The sequence below is a fragment of the Candidatus Nitronereus thalassa genome (assembly GCF_032191465.1).
Taxonomy (GTDB): domain Bacteria; phylum Nitrospirota; class Nitrospiria; order Nitrospirales; family UBA8639; genus Nitronereus; species Nitronereus thalassa.
The window spans coordinates 1,544,236-1,559,980 of the sequence record NZ_JAQOUE010000001.1; the positions used below are offsets into that span (position 1 = coordinate 1,544,236).

Sequence of the window (15,745 nt, forward strand, 5' to 3'; positions counted from 1 at the left end):
CTCCTTTCTCTGACTTTTAGAAATCCGTGTTTCTATGCTGTCGCAATATCCTATACTGCTCCACATGAGGAACGCCATAAGACGGCGCAGCTACGAAAAAATTTTTCTTACACCTCAACAGAAGAACCACTTCGCAAAAAAATGAGGTGCGCTCGTACTGGCATCTCACCAAAAACCCCCTGAAGCGCCTCTCGATAGGCTATCGCTTGGCCACGATAATTGGCAACTATCCGATTCATCGAGTCCACGCTCATCGCCGTGGTTTTATAATCTCCCACCCACACTTGATTCTGCCACCGATACACCACATCAATCACGCCATGCAGCACCCTTGGAGACCCGTTTCCCGGTGTTGCTTCGGAAAAATCGGTTCGTGACCAGGGAACAGTGATCGGCACCTCCCGTCCAAGAATCTCTGCTTGACGAAGAATAACGTAGGGTGCCGTACAGACAAAGGCATTGAAAAGGTCACGCAATTCTTTGGTTACACCCTGCACATCATGTTGCCAATTTTCTGGTACGCCTAGGGTACAGATGTTGCTAATCCAACCAGGAAGTTTTTCTGGGTCATCCTGAAAGTTCCAGGTTTGCAACACTCTATGCGCCAATGTCCCCACCAGTGCTTGGCGATCTCGAAAAAAGGGACCAGCCGGCCCATGCGAAGGCGGCGCAGAGACATGGACCGGCTCCGGTTCAAACTCACTCATTGGCTCACCCTTTCTTTCTCCCAACCGTGTGGGAGTGACGATCAGGTGTCGCCCATATCCCTCGGCCATTTGCGCATATCGTTCAAACCATGGCGAAGGATCTTGGATGTCTTCAGCATGAAGTTTTCGCCATGGGTAAGAATTTTGTTGACGACCAAACTTTATCTCTTTTGAGGCCGTCACCACCTCGAGCATCACGGATGCCGTTCCAACCTTCAGGGTGCATTGAGCAGAATCCTGTTGGGGTGAATTGAAGACCTCCACATCAATTCCCAGACCCTTCACAATCATGCCCAGCATCCCCCGAGAACTTGCGCCCGAGGTCGTGGGCAACCCGGCAGACAGCACCAAACGGCGTTGCGCGCGGGTCATGGCCACATATAATAATCGAATCTGTTCCGCCCGTTGCCGCGCTTCCATTTTGGTTTCAAGAAATACTCCTCCCAAGGAATAATACGAGCCTAGGCGCATGCCCAGACAATCAGAGAGCCAGTCGTGGTTAACCCAAATCGATTTCCCTTTGGGATCAGCCCCTCGATGCAAGCCGGCGAGAATGACCATGGGAAATTCCAACCCCTTGGCCTTATGAATACTCATGAGCCGAACGGCACCAGTGGATGGGAGAGAATGGGCATCGTCATCCACCAAGGAACTTTCCGCTTCAGGCGGAGGGTCATGAATCCATTGCGTAAGCGTTTCAACTACCTGTCGAAATCCCCCACCGGATCGCTGAGCATATTCATTGGCAATGGCTTCCAGTTTTCTCACGTTTGCGACAGCTTGCTCTCCATCCATGGACGCAGCCGTCAATTCGATCAATGGGGTGCTTCTGATTATTAAATCCAGAGCATCGGCTACGGGCCTTCGCAATATCTCACTACGCAAATCTTGTAGACAATGAAAAATCAACGGCAAATCCGAGCTCACAGGTTTTCGGTGCCAATCATCAAGGTGCCCCTTACTCAACAGTGTTGCGACCACATCATCAGAACACCCCCCTATGGGCGAACGGAGCACACCCACAAGGGCGAGACGATCATGGGGATCGGCCAATACCCGTAGCAGATGGATACAATCCACAATTTCTTGACGTTCATAAAAATGCTTCTCCCCTTCGGTTACATAGGGAATGCCATACTGCCTGAGCGCATCGACATACGTACGCAGATGAGTTAACGTACGAAACAAAATCGCCACATGTCGTGGTTGAATAGAGACAGAAACTTGTTTGATATGTAGCTGCTGACGATCGAACACCTCCTCGGCAAGCCACCTGGCTAACTCCTGAGCCTCGGCACGAGTAGCCGCATCGGCATCAACCACCTCCTCACAAGACCGCACGATTCGTACCTGAACGCCTTCCTCCGCCGAGGCAGCCAACTCCGAGTCCACCGGCAACAGGTCTTCATATTGAGGCTGCACTCCTTTGACGGCCACATGAGGAAACCACTCACGACAACAGGCGTTGACTGGAACCAATACATTCGAATGCGAACGAAAATTACTGCGCAAAGTCAGCTGCTCTCCCCCAGAACCTGAGCCCAGCACAAAATCTTGGATCACAGAATCATAGGCTTCGATATCCGCGCGGCGAAACGCATAAATCGATTGTTTGGGGTCGCCCACGATGAATAATTTTCCTGGTTCCAACCGCACATGAGACCATTCCCGCACCTCTCGATGAATTTCTTCCGCCAGGTATAAAATAAGTTCGTATTGCACAGGATCAGTATCTTGAAACTCATCCACCAGGATCGCGTGAAATTGGGATTTGATCTCCCGTCGAACCTTCGGCGAATCGCGAAGAAGGTTTCGCACTTTCGCCAACAACCCGTTGAAGGAAACCCAGCCTTCCTTAACAAAACTCTGTTGGCACTTTTCGGCAAACGGAAGCACCAAGCCCAAAAATTCTCCCAGCTCTTTTGGCATAAGACGCCGACTGGCCTTCGCCACTTTGATGATGCATTGGGCTTTTTCATAATCCTCATCAGACCAGGACTTGGTTTGCGGGGGAATTGACCGATGCGTGAGAATTTCTTCACTATCGGCGGCACATCCCCGAGACAATGCTTCAAGTTGTCGAATGGCCTCGTCCAGCAACGTCTCGAGTTTTTGATCTTTGGCATACACCGTTCGTAAAGCCCGGCCTGTCGTGACCAACCCCACAAGCCAATGTTGGATCGAATCTGAAAGACCATTCACCGCCTCGAAGTGGGAGAGACCCACGAGAGGCACCAATTCATCCATCAATGCGTGCGTAAACACACGCAACTCATCCAGACTCACCAATTGTAAAATGGTTCGCCATTGAGCCCGATGGATACTCCCCTTTCCCAATTCCCGATCCAACCATTGAGTCCATTTTTGATGAAAATGCGCCTCGAATTGTGTTCCGTCATCCTCTTGGAACGAAGGATCGACACCCGCCTCTATCGGAAACAACCGAAGTACATATGCGGCAAAACTATGAATGGTTTCCATGCGAGCCCGCTCTAAATCATGAAGGGTTTGTTCAGCGATTTCCGCCACATGCTGATCCGGCACGCCATACAAGGCCTGAAGATCTCGCAGGACCCTGGCTTCGTAACTAGACGGATCAACCTGACTCGACGCGCCACGAGCCAAATCTTGCATGACGAGTAGGCGTTGCCGGAGCCGCAACTTCATTTCACTGGCTGCCTTGTTGGTAAAGGTGAGCGCCACAATCTGATTGATGGTCACACGTTGGCGGGGACGCAATAAGAGATGTGTCAGGCGATCGATAAGAAGCGTGGTTTTTCCGGTTCCGGCACCCGCCGTAACCACGATATTCACATCGGCAGCTGATGCTGCTCGCTCTCGGACGGCTTGATCGGCGAGTGGTGGTCTCATGATTCTGTGGAGCCCTTCTCTAAACCCACAGAAAGATTGGGCTTACTGAAACGGATAAAACGATGATCCTTGGTCAGCCCGCGATCCATGGTCGCGCGCCACCGACTCATTTGATGTGTGCGATGGCAAATGGTACGGAACTCGCACATCGAACAATGCGATCCTGGAACGATGAAAAATTCACCACGATCAATGCCGCCAAGAATGACATTCATCGTCGCAGCGAATTGCGGCTTCAACGACTGCCATATCTCTTGGGTGAAAGGTACACGAGTGAATGAAGCAGCTGAGTCCAAAGAGTCGGGTGAAATGCAATACAACCACATGCCAGCACAAAAGAGGTTTTCGTCGGAATCAGGTGTGATCTTCCGCCGAAATTCCCCATTTCCACTTTCTGCCAACATTAAATACAATGGCGGTTGTAGCTGCGTTCCTCGGATCACCTCTCGAACCAGCTGTTGCGTGCTGGGAATTGACCGTGTCGACATCTTAAATTTGTAATCAATGATCCGAAACTGATGCTGCGAGGAAGACCAATCCACTCGATCTGTTCGCCCCAAGAGGCGGACCCGAGTTGGTGTATTCTGCAATATGACATCGATCTCCCCAGTCATGGTTTCTTCAAAAACCACTGGTATCCAATCACGATCTTCTCCGAATAGGTCTTGAATAATCACCTGACTGACGATTCGCACTAGCTGTTCTTGCTGTAGTTCCCATAGCACTGAGTATCCAGTAGGCGACCACCGCTCATAATTTCTAAAGTTTCGGTCTGCGATAGGCTTCACCAACTTGACCATGTCAGCGAACGAACATTTCCTGTCGCGTGAAATTACACCTTGCTCAATAAGCGTCTCCACACAATCCCGCAATACATGATGCAACAAATTCCCGTATTCTCGTGGCCCGATACTCGAATCCAGCTCCGGAAGCTCTTGGGATTCTAATTTGAGTACTTGTCGAGAAAAAAATTTAAACGGACAGAGCGCATAGTGTTCCAGTGCAGTTGGTGAGAGTCCTCGCTGTTGCATCCGATTCCAAAACTCAGGCAAGGCACCAGAGACTCCATCAAATCGATTCAACCGAGGGGAAGAAGATTCATGGCAGGCCAAGGAAGCTACACCTTGTTGAACCACAGACCAACCCAGAGTATCTCCGAGGAAGGGGCCACTTGGCACACATCGATCCAACATCCATTGTTCTCGAATTTCCTGTGGGGTAAGCCAGCGTTGAAAATATTGAGGCAGATCACGGCGCTTGTCGTTATTCCGCTTGGGAACCACTGTGACAGGAAGATCCGGGATACACCGCTGTACTTCCGTAATATACCAAGACGGAATCAACACTCCTCCGTTTTGATCCATGCGTTGCGTGCATAAGGTGAGAATTTCGCTGGTTGAATTGACCAATAAATAAAATAAGAGTTGCTCCTCTTCATACCCCGCAGCCTTTTCCGGAACCTTAAATCCTAAGGTGGCATCAAAGATTCGACGTACGGGATCTCGTAAAAACGCGTCCTCTTGAATATGTCGCGGAAAGACATGCTCCTGTAACCCCAATACAAACAACGCTCGAAAAGAAAAACCTCGTGCGGCCATCGCATTGAGAACCCATACCCCATCAACAAAAGGGTCCAGAGGATGGAGAGGCACCGTGGCCCCATGCATATACCGCTCCACGGTTTCGACAAAGTCTGAAAGGGACACCTCCCCGGACACTTGAACGAGCCGACGAATCTCATCAAGTTGATCACAGACCGCTTGATGGAGAAGTGAATCACTGATGAAACCTTGATCGTTTAGATCTCCGTTCCCCCAAACGTTCTGGACCGTTGAGGTTTTGCCATCCTCTGGTTGGTTAGGTGTTAAAAATTCTTCCAATAACTGAAAAGTCCGATCGACAAAGACCTCGTAAGTGGCCTGCGGAGGTAAAAGAGTCACCCTATCGAATAATTCTCGCAGCACATCACGGCACATCCTTACCTGAGGAGGGGGCATAGCATGAGAGTTCCCCCGAGCCTCTGGCTGTCCATTTTTTCCAGATTCTTTTTCCAACACCTGGACAAATCGTTTCCACTCCTCGACTCCCTTGATGATCCCTAAGCGGCGACTTGCTCGATCCCAAAGATCGGGTTGAGGATCTTGCATCTTCCGATGAGGGACGTTCCATCGAAAGTAGGGCGAGGTTAACACCTCCATGATCGGATCTCGCTGAAAATCGGAAACGGGAATCCTCAGAAACCGTAACAAGGACTGGACATACGGAAACTCCGCAAGTGACCGCTGCATGGTACTATTGAAGGTAATTCCATGTTCCGCGAAGACACGAGGAAGAATATGTTCATATCCCGATAAGGTCCGTCCCACCACACCAATGTCTCGCAAAGGAATTTGGCACTCCTCTGTGTAGCGTAAAATTTCTTTGGCCACGAACCGAATTTCATCTTCAGTTCCAGAGGTCTGAATGACCCGACACTCCGGCATGGAAGATTCAGGAAATGATTTGCTTCCAAGAACTTCATCGTCAATTAACTGGCTGGGCGAGGACACCGAGTCATACGATGGCTGGAAACGGCCTGCATCATCCTTTCCCTTATGGCCAAAGACTGTACGCAGCATTGTCCGCTCTGCCGATCCTGGAATATGTTGAACCCTTCCTCCACTCAAACCAAGAAGATGACGATCAAAAAATTGTTGAGCAAAATGATAAGCGGGATGATGCAGATCGAGCGGAAACAACACTGATGTGGGAAAGGTCTGGGCAATCGCATGAAGAAGGTCCAACTGGACCTGCGTCAGATCATAAAATCCGTAATACCAGATATGCCCCTGTTGGGAAAGAAAGGGTGAAGTGGACACACTGGCCGTCGCCATCCCCGCCACATCATCACAATCAAAATTCCGACTCTGTTGTTGTTCCTGGCCAAACCCATCATACAGCTTCAACACAGTGGGACTGATTGGATCAACCTCGCTCCCACTTTGAAAGAGGGCGTCCCGTGCCAAGACAGCATCAACGGCCCCATTTTTCAAATCTTTGATCGTGCTCCAGAGGGCAGCCCATCCTCCTGGCATATCCGATAATCTTGCTAATTGCGGCAAAGCAGCACTTCGCCTTCGTAGAAGATAATGAATCCATTCGTGAAAAAAATTATTCGATCGAAAACCATTGGCAAACGTGTGACCCTGCTCTTCGACGACACGAAGGGAGAGTTGGAAAAATGTCAGGAGATGGACGTTGAATAGTGAGAGCTCTCGTTCTGCGCACAAAGCCCATTGCAGACGAAACCTAACATATTCCGAAGGCACGACAATCGTCAGAGGAATGGTAGGAGCATGAGAACGAAAGGAGTGGAGGTGTTCAGCTAACGCGTCTTCAAGGTCGGAATACAGCGGGCCTGTTACAACATGAAGCATCGGGGGATAGGCAGCCTATCTTCGCGTTGTCAAGGAGGTAATTTTGGGGAAGGAGTTTATCCAGTTTCGGGGCCAATCAATTCCCCATTGCAATCGGTACATCCCCACTCCGCATCGATAAATTTCATGGGTTCGCCACAAAAGGGACATTCGGGGGCGGGACCACTGGCCATCGGTGGAAGAACGGGAAGTTCAATATCCAGCTCATCCTCATCCATGCCAAATGGGCGATCGTTGCTCATAAGAGTATGGAAGGGGAACTACCCACTCCGCCCAGCCAGAGCTTTCTCGATACTTTGACGGGTCGGAACGCCCACAAAGGTCAATCGACCATTGATAATGGAGGCAGGGACGGCACGAACTGAATGGCGATCGGCAAGTTCTTGTCCGTCAGGGGTACTGATATCAATCTCGCGATAACTGAAGCTGTGCTTCACACGCATTTGCTTCCAAAGACTTTTTGCCGATGGACAAGCTGAACAGGTAGAAGACACGAGCAAGGTCACATTGGCCATAGGAAAACTCTCCTTTAAGAACTAGAGAGCTAATGATAACACTGCAGGAAATGGAGCCGCAACCAGTGCTCCTAAGTGCGGGAGTACAGGGGAAAGAGGCCGGGATTCTATGCCAACACAGGCTTGGCCGACCGGAGAGCGTGTTCCTCGGAATCAAACACCGGGATAATTTTGGGAAGTTGGGTCATTTCTAGAATTCGCATCACGGTCCCACTAGGTTTGAGTATACAAAATTCAATATTTTTGACTTTAGCTTGTTCAAATCCCAACGCCAATAGCCCTAATCCGGCGCTATCCAGATAGGCCAATTCTTCAATATTCAGCACAATTTTCCTGGGATTTTTCTCGCGGGCCTTCGCCAACGCATCTTGGAAATCTTTTCTGACATCAAAGACTAATTTTCCGCTTAATGAAATAATGACCGTTTGACCAACCACACGTTCCGTCATTTTCATAGATGTCTCCTATCTATTTTTCGGATTTATTCCCGCTCTTTGGAAATCCATGGTTAATAATTCGGCATTAATACGAATGAACTAAAGGCATTTGGTCGATTTTTTGAGCGGAAAGTGGGCCGAAGCCATGAAGAGAAAATAGGACCTCCATGGGAACCCTGGCTTAGGAGCTAGACAACGGGAGAGAAGCAAAGAAGCCTCACTAGGCCTAGGGATGAGGCTCTAACTCAATGATCCCTTTGCGAATGGCGAGAATGGCGGCTTGCGTACGGTCGTAGACATGAAGTTTGTGGAAGATATTTCTGACGTGGTTCTTCACGGTTTTCTCACTCAGATCCAGAACATTGGCAATTTCCTTGTTGGTCTTACCATCGGCTACCAGACGAAGCACCGTAATCTCGCGCTCCGTCAGATCATGTTCGAGTAAGGACTTTCTCTTACCTTTCCCTTCAGATAACAGGGAAAACTCGGCCAAGATTTTACTGGCGACAGAGGGGTGAATCAGGGATTCCCCCCTGGAAATGGCGCGAATCGCAGCCAGGATTTCCGTGGAATCGGAATCTTTCAATAGATACCCCGTGGCCCCGGCTCGCACTAAATCAAAAATATACTGCTGATCTTCATACATGGTGAGAGCAATAATGCCAATATGAGGCATTTCGCGTTTAATGATGCGCGTGGCTTCCACCCCGGTCATCCCCGGCATGCTCACATCCATAACAATGACATCAGGCAATAATTGCCTGGCTTTTTCCACGGCCTCGCCGCCATCCTTGGCTTCCCCGACAATTTCAATTTCTTCTTTGGTCTCCAATATGGCGGATAAGCCTTCCCGCACGACACGATGATCATCCGTGATTAATACCTTAATTTTCTTGGTCATGCTGAAGCACATCCTTTCTTCCTAAAGGAATGCGCACCGTAATCGTAGTGCCTTTCCCTTTACTGGATTGCAACCGGGCTTCACCGCCGAGCAATTTAGCGCGCTCCTTCATGCCTCGAAGCCCAAAATGGTCCCACTTTTCCGGATCTCGGGATACGGCTTGCACATCAAACCCCACCCCATTGTCACGAATCGAGGCCGTGAGCATATCATGATTCACTACGATGTGTACAAACGCTTGAGATGCCTTGGCATGTTTGGATGAATTCTGGAGAGCTTCCTGGACGATTCGAAAGAGGAATACTTTCGTTTTAGGAGGTAAAGACAAATCATCCCCCTGAAAATCAAACTCCACTTTTACGCGATGTTGCTCTTCAAACGATTTCAAGAAATTCGACAACGCTGAGAATAAATCAAGTTTTTCTTCTTGCCCGGGGCGTAAGTTAAACACCACCTGACGCGTTTCCTGAATTCCATGTTTCAATTGGGCTTTGGCTTCCCGCATCAAATCCGACGACTTCGTGGGATTTTGAGCCACCAACTCCGCACAGAGTTCCATTTTAAAATTCACGCCGACCAACGTTTGCACCAAGCCATCATGAATTTCACAGGCAATTCGCGTTCGCTCTTCATGCACCGCTCGTTCCGCCTCTTCTTTCACAAAACGTTGAAATAAAGACTGATACCGAGTGAGAGTTTTTTCAATTTCCGTGGTGGCCCGAATACGGGCTTCTATGAGTTGCCACATAAATTTGGCACTGGCTCCTCCGATCACGGCCAAATTCGGCCTCCTCACCTTGAGTAACGCCAACTCCACCTTTGGGTTTCCGGTGACATCAATGATCAGATCCACGTCTTTGCGCTTGAGCAAATCCCGATAGTCCTTGATCACCGGCACTCCAAATTGTTGAGCTAATTTGGTCCCTGACGTCCGTGGTTTACTTTCGGCTAGACCCACGATGCGGGCCAATGGGTCTTGAGCAAAGATTTCCATGAGGGCTTTTCCGCCTTTCCCGCCACCAATAATGGCAACGCGGGTAGGATGGCCCGACCTGGAACGCACACCTTTTGATTTTGAGGATGGTTGTGGAGAAAGAGATCGAGGAACGGCCTTCTTACTCAAGGGACGTTTTGCCGTAATAGCTGAAGGAGGCATGAGAGGCTACAATCGAGGGACGATGCGTTTAACCTTTCTGTTGTTAGACATAAAGTCTTGCTTACAACCCACCACGTTCTTGGGCCAAAGATTTAATCGTATCCATGAATTGATCAATGTCTTTAAACTCTTTATACACAGAGGCAAATCGAACATACGCCACTTGATCAAGCTGGTGAAGTTCCCGCATCACCTCTTCACCCACCACGCGAGCCGGCACCTCGGATTCACCATATTCTTGAAGACGCTTTTCAATACGCTCGACGGCGGCTTCAAGGGCCGCGCTGCTTACCGGACGTTTTTCACAGGCTTTTTTGATTCCCGCCATGACTTTATTGCGATCGAAGGTTTCACGGCGATTATCCTTTTTGACGAGCACCGGCAGGCTTTCTTCAATACGCTCATACGTGGTGAATCGACGCTTACACTCCAAGCATTCGCGCCTTCGGCGGATCACTTCGCCTTCACGAGCCGTTCGAGAATCAATAACTTTATCATCAATTCGATTGCAAAAGGGGCATCGCACGTCTGAATAACCTCAGTGTAGAATCAAATGCATGACTTGGCACATTTACTATGCCCCACGTCGAATAGCATCACCTGGCTCATTGAAAGTGGGAAAAACCAGACTCTTTTTATGTGGCTCCCTGCGCTTGCAGAGAGAAAAGTGGGTCGGGTTTTGGGCATGAATAAACAGGACTCAGATGACGATGCCGTCATTGTGAGGTTTGAAAGATTGGAAACCGGCTACAGAGGGCTTTCACCTCTTTGGCGATTCGTCGATGCACACGACGCTTATCACTCTGCTGCAGAACCTCATCGATCCAGGCGACGATCTGTGACATTTCCCTGAGGCCCATGCCTCTGGTTGTCACCACTGGAGTGCCGATGCGGACTCCACTCGTAATGGCCGGAGGCCGCTCATCATTGGGCACAGCATTTTTGTTCAGAATAATACCCGCCGTCTCTAAGGCGGATTCGGCATCTTTGCCAGTCACACCTTTAGATGTCAGGTTCATGAGGAACAAATGGGTGTCCGTCCCGCCTGAAACAACGTGGTACCCACGCTCCGTAAACCCGTTGGCTAAGGCCTTGGCATTATCCAAAATGTTCTGTTGATACACTTTGAACTCCGGGGCCAAGGCTTCTTGAAACGCGATCGCCTTGGCTGCAATCACATGCATCAACGGCCCACCTTGGAGACCAGGGAACACGATTTTGTCAACCGCCTTCGCATGTTCCTCCTTGCACATGACCATTCCAGCCCGAGGACCGCGCAAGGTTTTATGGGTGGTGGTGGTCACAAAATCGGCATAGGGCACAGGGCTTGGATGCAACCCCGTGGCCACCAAGCCGGAAATATGGGCAATATCCACTAACAGATAGGCACCAACCGAATCAGCAATTTGCTTACAACGCGCAAAATCGATAATGCGAGAATAAGCACTCGCCCCTACCACTAACATTCGTGGGCGACATTCCTCTGCTGCACGCTGGACGGCATCATAATCAATCAGTTCTGTTTCGGGATTCAGCCCATAGGAATAGGACTGAAAGAGCTTTCCTGAAAAATTGACTTTGCTGCCATGGGTAAGATGTCCGCCCTGGGAAAGAGCCATCCCCAAAATGGTATCCCCTGGCTTGAGAACCGAAAGATAGGCCGCCATGTTGGCAGTGGAACCGGAATGCGGTTGCACATTCACATGTTCACAGCCAAACAACTGTTTGGCACGCCCAATGGCAAGGTCTTCCACCGTATCCACATGCTCACAGCCACCATAATATCGCCGTCCTGAATACCCTTCGGCATACTTATTGGTCATAAGCGACCCTTGCGCCGCAAGAACAGCCGGACTGGCATAATTCTCCGACGCAATCAGCACGAGTTTATCACGCTGACGCTTCTCCTCTGCCCGAATGGCCGCAAACACTTCCGGATCGGTCGACTGAATCGCTTTTAATGTACCAACAGCATGTCCCATGGTGAGATTGAGGTTTCCTTATGTTTGGGAGGATTCGGTGTCTGAATCTGGGGTTTCAGTCGATTCATTCTCTTCGGCTGATTCTGAGTCTTCATTTTTGGCGGCAGCCTCATCACCGCCCTGTTTGACCAAGGTCACGGAAATTTGCGCCGAGATTTCCCGAAACAACTTAATCGCAACCGCAGAAGTGCCCAATTCCTTCAAAGGCTGTCCCAGCTGAATTTTCCGCCGGTCGACCTCAAACCCATCAGCGAGTAACCGTTCCTCAATATCTTTCGAGGTGATGGACCCAAAGAGCTTACCGTCTTTCCCAGCTTTCACCTCAAAGGTCAGCGAGACTCCGCTCAATTTCTCCGCTTCCCCTTTCATTCCCTCTTCCACTTGCTTGGCCTTATGCCCCGTCACCCGCTTGGCATGTTCCAAAGCTTTCACATTCCGGGGGTTGGCTTCCGCCGCTTTTTTTCGAGGCAATAAAAAGTTCCGAGCGTACCCGTCGGCCACATCAAGGATATCACCTACATAGCCTAAATTGTCGACATTTTCTTGAAGGATCACCTTCATCGTGCTTACTCCTCCCTTAGGTTCTTGACGAAAGAAAGGATATTAAGGACCGCCAGGAGAAATGTCAATTTTGGCAGTCGGCAAGCAGGATAAGATCAACTTGGAAAAATCTGAGAGGTAAGGGAAGACTAACCGTGACCATTCGGCCAGCTCGTTCTTCGAAGGTCCTATGGGAAAGGGTGTTTGTAAAGAATTTTAGTGTGTGGGCGAAATCCCGAGTAAAAATTAATGGTGGGCGATGCCCACCCCACAATATAAATAATAATTCCAATCTTCCTAGACACTCTAATTCACTGTTTACTACAATGCTTTTATGCTAACACCAAGGATCACAATCTCTTTTCTCCTCTGCATCTTGCCCCTTGTCATGTTGCTCGGAAACACTAGCCTCGCCGAGAATCTCCTCCATTCTTCCTATAAAGGAGCAGCGAAGGTTGATCCTGACACTCCGAATCTCACGTCGCTCAATGTCCGCATGAGTCATCAAGCTATTGAGGCTCCAGAAGGGTTAGTGAAAGAAAGCATGGATTTACCGGGAGTTCGCGCCGCGCGATCAATGATCGCGCCAACCCCCAAAGCCGCAATCCTCGAAGATGACAATCACCATCGCGTGGTGATTCTTTCGGCATCCGAGGAGGGACAGATTCATGCGCAAGTGCTAGAAGATCTCGACTTTTCTCAAAAAATTCCTTTCATTGCCGCCTGCGCCGACCAACGTGGCTGTGCTTTTAACCGCCAACCCGTCACCGGGGGGCTGGCCTGCGTGGCCATCTGTGTGCAACAAGCCCTTGACCCTGAGCACGAAGTGGCGCCATGAAATTGCTTGATCTCCTTCAGCATTACGCCAAACAATTAACCGAGGAAAAAGAGGAGGCGATTGCCCAGGGTTTGGACGACCCCATCGAATCTCCTCTCGCGAACAAGCTGGGGAAAGCGGGCAATTTACATCTTTATTCTCTTACGCTCCCTTCCCGAATGACCGTGCTGGAAGATATCCCTCTCACAATTGTTCCACCCGGTGATCTTGAACCCACAGAAGGCTATTCACTCCGTCACCTTGGTGGAGAAATTCTGATCCAAACCGTTGATTCCTTGGGGCAATCTCTCGACGACAACACCATTGTGCCCGACACTTCGGGGTTTTTTTTGACGGCGACAAAACGACTAGAGGAGATGGCCGCGAAACCCGAGTCCTATTCGCTGGGCCCTGCCGAACGGTTGACCCCCTGGCTTGACCCTGAACAGGCCGGCGGTGATGGGTCCGCGCGAACCGGGGCTTCCACAGCAGTCCTGTCCACGGTTTGGAGTGATGACGCCTCTGCCCGGTGGAAGAAACTTGCCACGATAGCGGTGGATCTCATGCGCAAAAATAAACGCGTATTGCTGATTGCGCCAAGTCATCACATGGTGAGTGATTTATTAGGATTTTTTGCAAAAACGTTTCGGGATGCCCCGCTGCCGTATAAAAGTTTGCTGAGTTGCTATGAAATCCCCGTGCTTTCTCATGGGTCGGGCATCTCCTTGCAAGAATTGGGATATGAATCCCAAATGCATTCCTTTTTCGCCGCATCCCGATCGCATAAAACGGCCCTGCAACAAAAGTATGATCGTTTTCGTGAACTCACCCCCATCCTGGCCTATAAGGGTCAGAAACAACGCGACCTCAATGAGGTCAAATTACTGGAATGGCGATTACTCGCGGAAGTGAGTGGGTTTCAAGGTAAGATCAAAGACATCGACAAAATCTTAGCCGACTATGAAAAACTGCCAATTTGGAAACGACTCGGCATGCAAGCGATTGGGAAGAACATACAAACACTTGCTGAATATCGAGTGATCTACACGGAAAAAATCGCGGGGCTGATGAAAGAAGTCGAGATTGCCCAAGCCCGCATTCGCGAACTCGTACCCGAAGCTGCCATCCCGAAAGAGATGAGGCCGGAATACGAAGAACTAAAGGATGATATTTCGCGCCTTGGCGGCACGAAAAAAATTCGCGAAATGCTCTCGGCAGGGGAAGGTACCAATCGACAAGCCTTTATTCAAAACAAAAAACTTGTGGCAGCCACCCCGGCGCGAATAGTATGCGATCCACTATTTAAACGAGTACGCTTTGACGTGCTGATTGCCGAAGACGCCCCTAATATTCCTGCACCACTCTTATTAGGTGCCGCAGGATTGATTCGGGAACAAATCATCATCGCCGGCAATACCCAAGACCTCACGTCGACCCACGGAGCTTCAGCAATCAGTGGTCTCTGGCGACAATCGTGCCTTGAGCCCAATCCCGCACCGTCGAAGACGGCATCATCATCGTAAAGAGGATGATTCGTTAAGCATGATGGATGAAGCGTCATGCGAGAAGACTGCGTCTCTTTCTCTTTCCTCTCGGGTCACTCTCTTTACGCTTCACAACTCAAGGAAAAATTTCTTCATGACCTTCGGCATTCTAAGAGCAGGAGTTTTCAACTGCCTTCACACGATCAACGCATCTGCCTTGACGCTCTCCCCTGAAAAGCTGATAATTCTAACTCTTCTTGTGCCGAAGTGGCGGAATGGCAGACGCGCTAGATTCAGGTTCTAGTGCCCTCACGGGTGTGCGGGTTCAACTCCCGCCTTCGGCACCACTTTTACTTCCCCTTCAAGTGGTCCCCACTGGTGCATTTCTTTTGTAGCTGCACGATCTCATCGTGCATTCTTCGAACCTTGTCATGGGTCGGGGAGGCCAAAAAAGAGTCGGCATAAGATGCCGAAGCTACACTTTTGTTGTCTGGCCAAAAGAGTCAGAACTCATGCGCGATTAAAAATGGAGTGTATGAACAAAAAGAAAAATGGCTATACAGGGTTCGTGAAGGCAAATGCGCGAAGCGTGAGCTAGGAAAAGGGCAGGGACGTTCTTTCACGTTTGACGATTCGCCGATTACGCCTCAAATTTTGCGTGAGGAAAGAAAAGCAGCAGGTACCCATATCACCAAGTCAGTTAGGTAAATGATTCAGAATTTGCCGTAATATGCGCGGCAAAAGGATTGGGGTCCTTTTCAGTAGGTGCAGGCGGGACTAAAGCCTCCGGCGTTTTGGCCATTTTCACTTCACCCGATGCAGAGGGTTCTGTTTCTTCTTCTGCTGAGTCTTCCAAGCTTTGATCTTCTAATTCTCTATGCTTAAACGAAGAGATCTGTTGGAGGTGTGCCATGCCACA

At 49.7% G+C, this 15,745-nt stretch carries 13 protein-coding genes and 1 tRNA gene; 3 read left to right on the forward strand and 11 right to left on the reverse strand.

The annotated features are described in order from the left end of the window. Positions 1–107: 107 nt before the first annotated feature. From PPG34_RS06955 to rplI, 10 genes are all read right to left on the reverse strand, one after another. Positions 108–3,578, reverse strand: coding sequence for a UvrD-helicase domain-containing protein (locus PPG34_RS06955; RefSeq protein WP_313832446.1), 3,471 nt, complete (start codon positions 3,576–3,578; stop codon positions 108–110). Next, complete coding sequence (locus tag PPG34_RS06960) at positions 3,575–6,994, reverse strand: PD-(D/E)XK nuclease family protein (RefSeq protein ID WP_313832447.1); 3,420 nt, start codon at positions 6,992–6,994, stop codon at positions 3,575–3,577. The genes PPG34_RS06955 and PPG34_RS06960 overlap by 4 nt, the downstream gene beginning before the upstream one ends. A gap of 56 nt (positions 6,995–7,050) precedes the next feature. Next, positions 7,051–7,236, reverse strand: coding sequence for a hypothetical protein (locus PPG34_RS06965; RefSeq protein ID WP_313832448.1), 186 nt, complete (start codon positions 7,234–7,236; stop codon positions 7,051–7,053). 18 nt (positions 7,237–7,254) lie between these two features. After that, complete coding sequence (locus tag PPG34_RS06970; protein ID WP_313832449.1) at positions 7,255–7,509, reverse strand: glutaredoxin family protein; 255 nt, start codon at positions 7,507–7,509, stop codon at positions 7,255–7,257. Positions 7,510–7,616: 107 nt separating this feature from the next. Then, positions 7,617–7,964, reverse strand: a complete 348-nt coding sequence (locus tag PPG34_RS06975; protein WP_313832451.1) for an STAS domain-containing protein — start codon at positions 7,962–7,964, stop codon at positions 7,617–7,619. 208 nt (positions 7,965–8,172) lie between these two features. Beyond that, positions 8,173–8,847, reverse strand: a complete 675-nt coding sequence (locus tag PPG34_RS06980; RefSeq protein WP_313832452.1) for a response regulator transcription factor — start codon at positions 8,845–8,847, stop codon at positions 8,173–8,175. After that, positions 8,831–10,003, reverse strand: coding sequence for a sensor histidine kinase (locus PPG34_RS06985; protein ID WP_313832453.1), 1,173 nt, complete (start codon positions 10,001–10,003; stop codon positions 8,831–8,833). The genes PPG34_RS06980 and PPG34_RS06985 overlap by 17 nt, the downstream gene beginning before the upstream one ends. 61 nt (positions 10,004–10,064) lie before the next feature. After that, complete coding sequence (gene nrdR, locus PPG34_RS06990; protein WP_313832454.1) at positions 10,065–10,529, reverse strand: transcriptional regulator NrdR; 465 nt, start codon at positions 10,527–10,529, stop codon at positions 10,065–10,067. Positions 10,530–10,719: 190 nt separating this feature from the next. Further along, positions 10,720–11,985 carry a serine hydroxymethyltransferase gene (locus tag PPG34_RS06995; protein ID WP_313832455.1) on the reverse strand — a complete coding sequence of 422 codons (1,266 nt, stop codon included), beginning with the start codon at positions 11,983–11,985 and terminating at the stop codon, positions 10,720–10,722. 18 nt (positions 11,986–12,003) lie between these two features. Beyond that, entirely contained in the window at positions 12,004–12,546 is a 543-nt protein-coding gene (gene rplI / locus PPG34_RS07000; RefSeq protein ID WP_313832456.1) for a 50S ribosomal protein L9, read from the reverse strand. 367 nt (positions 12,547–12,913) lie between these two features. Between rplI and PPG34_RS07005 the strand changes: the two genes are divergently transcribed. The 3 genes from PPG34_RS07005 to PPG34_RS07015 all read left to right on the forward strand — a co-directional run bounded on the left by PPG34_RS07005 (position 12,914) and on the right by PPG34_RS07015 (position 15,173). Continuing rightward, positions 12,914–13,363, forward strand: coding sequence for a hypothetical protein (locus PPG34_RS07005; RefSeq protein ID WP_313832457.1), 450 nt, complete (start codon positions 12,914–12,916; stop codon positions 13,361–13,363). Beyond that, on the forward strand, positions 13,360–14,865 hold the full coding sequence (locus tag PPG34_RS07010; protein WP_313832458.1) for a hypothetical protein: 1,506 nt from the start codon (positions 13,360–13,362) through the stop codon (positions 14,863–14,865). The genes PPG34_RS07005 and PPG34_RS07010 overlap by 4 nt, the downstream gene beginning before the upstream one ends. Positions 14,866–15,087: 222 nt before the next feature. After that, positions 15,088–15,173 (forward strand) — tRNA-Leu (locus PPG34_RS07015). Between the two features lie 353 nt (positions 15,174–15,526). Here the strand turns inward: PPG34_RS07015 and PPG34_RS07020 are convergent. Then, positions 15,527–15,739, reverse strand: coding sequence for a hypothetical protein (locus tag PPG34_RS07020; RefSeq protein WP_313832459.1), 213 nt, complete (start codon positions 15,737–15,739; stop codon positions 15,527–15,529). Positions 15,740–15,745 lie beyond the last annotated feature (6 nt).

Excerpts from the sequence above, each read along its gene's own strand:
- PPG34_RS06955 (WP_313832446.1), bottom strand. The coding sequence starts at position 3,578 with ATGAGACCACCACTCGCCGATCAAGCCGTCCGAGAGCGAGCAGCATCA.
- PPG34_RS06960 (WP_313832447.1), bottom strand. The coding sequence starts at position 6,994 with ATGCTTCATGTTGTAACAGGCCCGCTGTATTCCGACCTTGAAGACGCG.
- PPG34_RS06965 (WP_313832448.1), bottom strand. The coding sequence starts at position 7,236 with ATGAGCAACGATCGCCCATTTGGCATGGATGAGGATGAGCTGGATATT.
- PPG34_RS06970 (WP_313832449.1), bottom strand. The coding sequence starts at position 7,509 with ATGGCCAATGTGACCTTGCTCGTGTCTTCTACCTGTTCAGCTTGTCCA.
- PPG34_RS06975 (WP_313832451.1), bottom strand. The coding sequence starts at position 7,964 with ATGAAAATGACGGAACGTGTGGTTGGTCAAACGGTCATTATTTCATTA.
- PPG34_RS06980 (WP_313832452.1), bottom strand. The coding sequence starts at position 8,847 with ATGACCAAGAAAATTAAGGTATTAATCACGGATGATCATCGTGTCGTG.
- PPG34_RS06985 (WP_313832453.1), bottom strand. The coding sequence starts at position 10,003 with ATGCCTCCTTCAGCTATTACGGCAAAACGTCCCTTGAGTAAGAAGGCC.
- PPG34_RS06995 (WP_313832455.1), bottom strand. The coding sequence starts at position 11,985 with ATGGGACATGCTGTTGGTACATTAAAAGCGATTCAGTCGACCGATCCG.
- rplI (WP_313832456.1), bottom strand. The coding sequence starts at position 12,546 with ATGAAGGTGATCCTTCAAGAAAATGTCGACAATTTAGGCTATGTAGGT.
- PPG34_RS07005 (WP_313832457.1), top strand. The coding sequence starts at position 12,914 with ATGTTGCTCGGAAACACTAGCCTCGCCGAGAATCTCCTCCATTCTTCC.
- PPG34_RS07010 (WP_313832458.1), top strand. The coding sequence starts at position 13,360 with ATGAAATTGCTTGATCTCCTTCAGCATTACGCCAAACAATTAACCGAG.
- PPG34_RS07020 (WP_313832459.1), bottom strand. The coding sequence starts at position 15,739 with ATGGCACACCTCCAACAGATCTCTTCGTTTAAGCATAGAGAATTAGAA.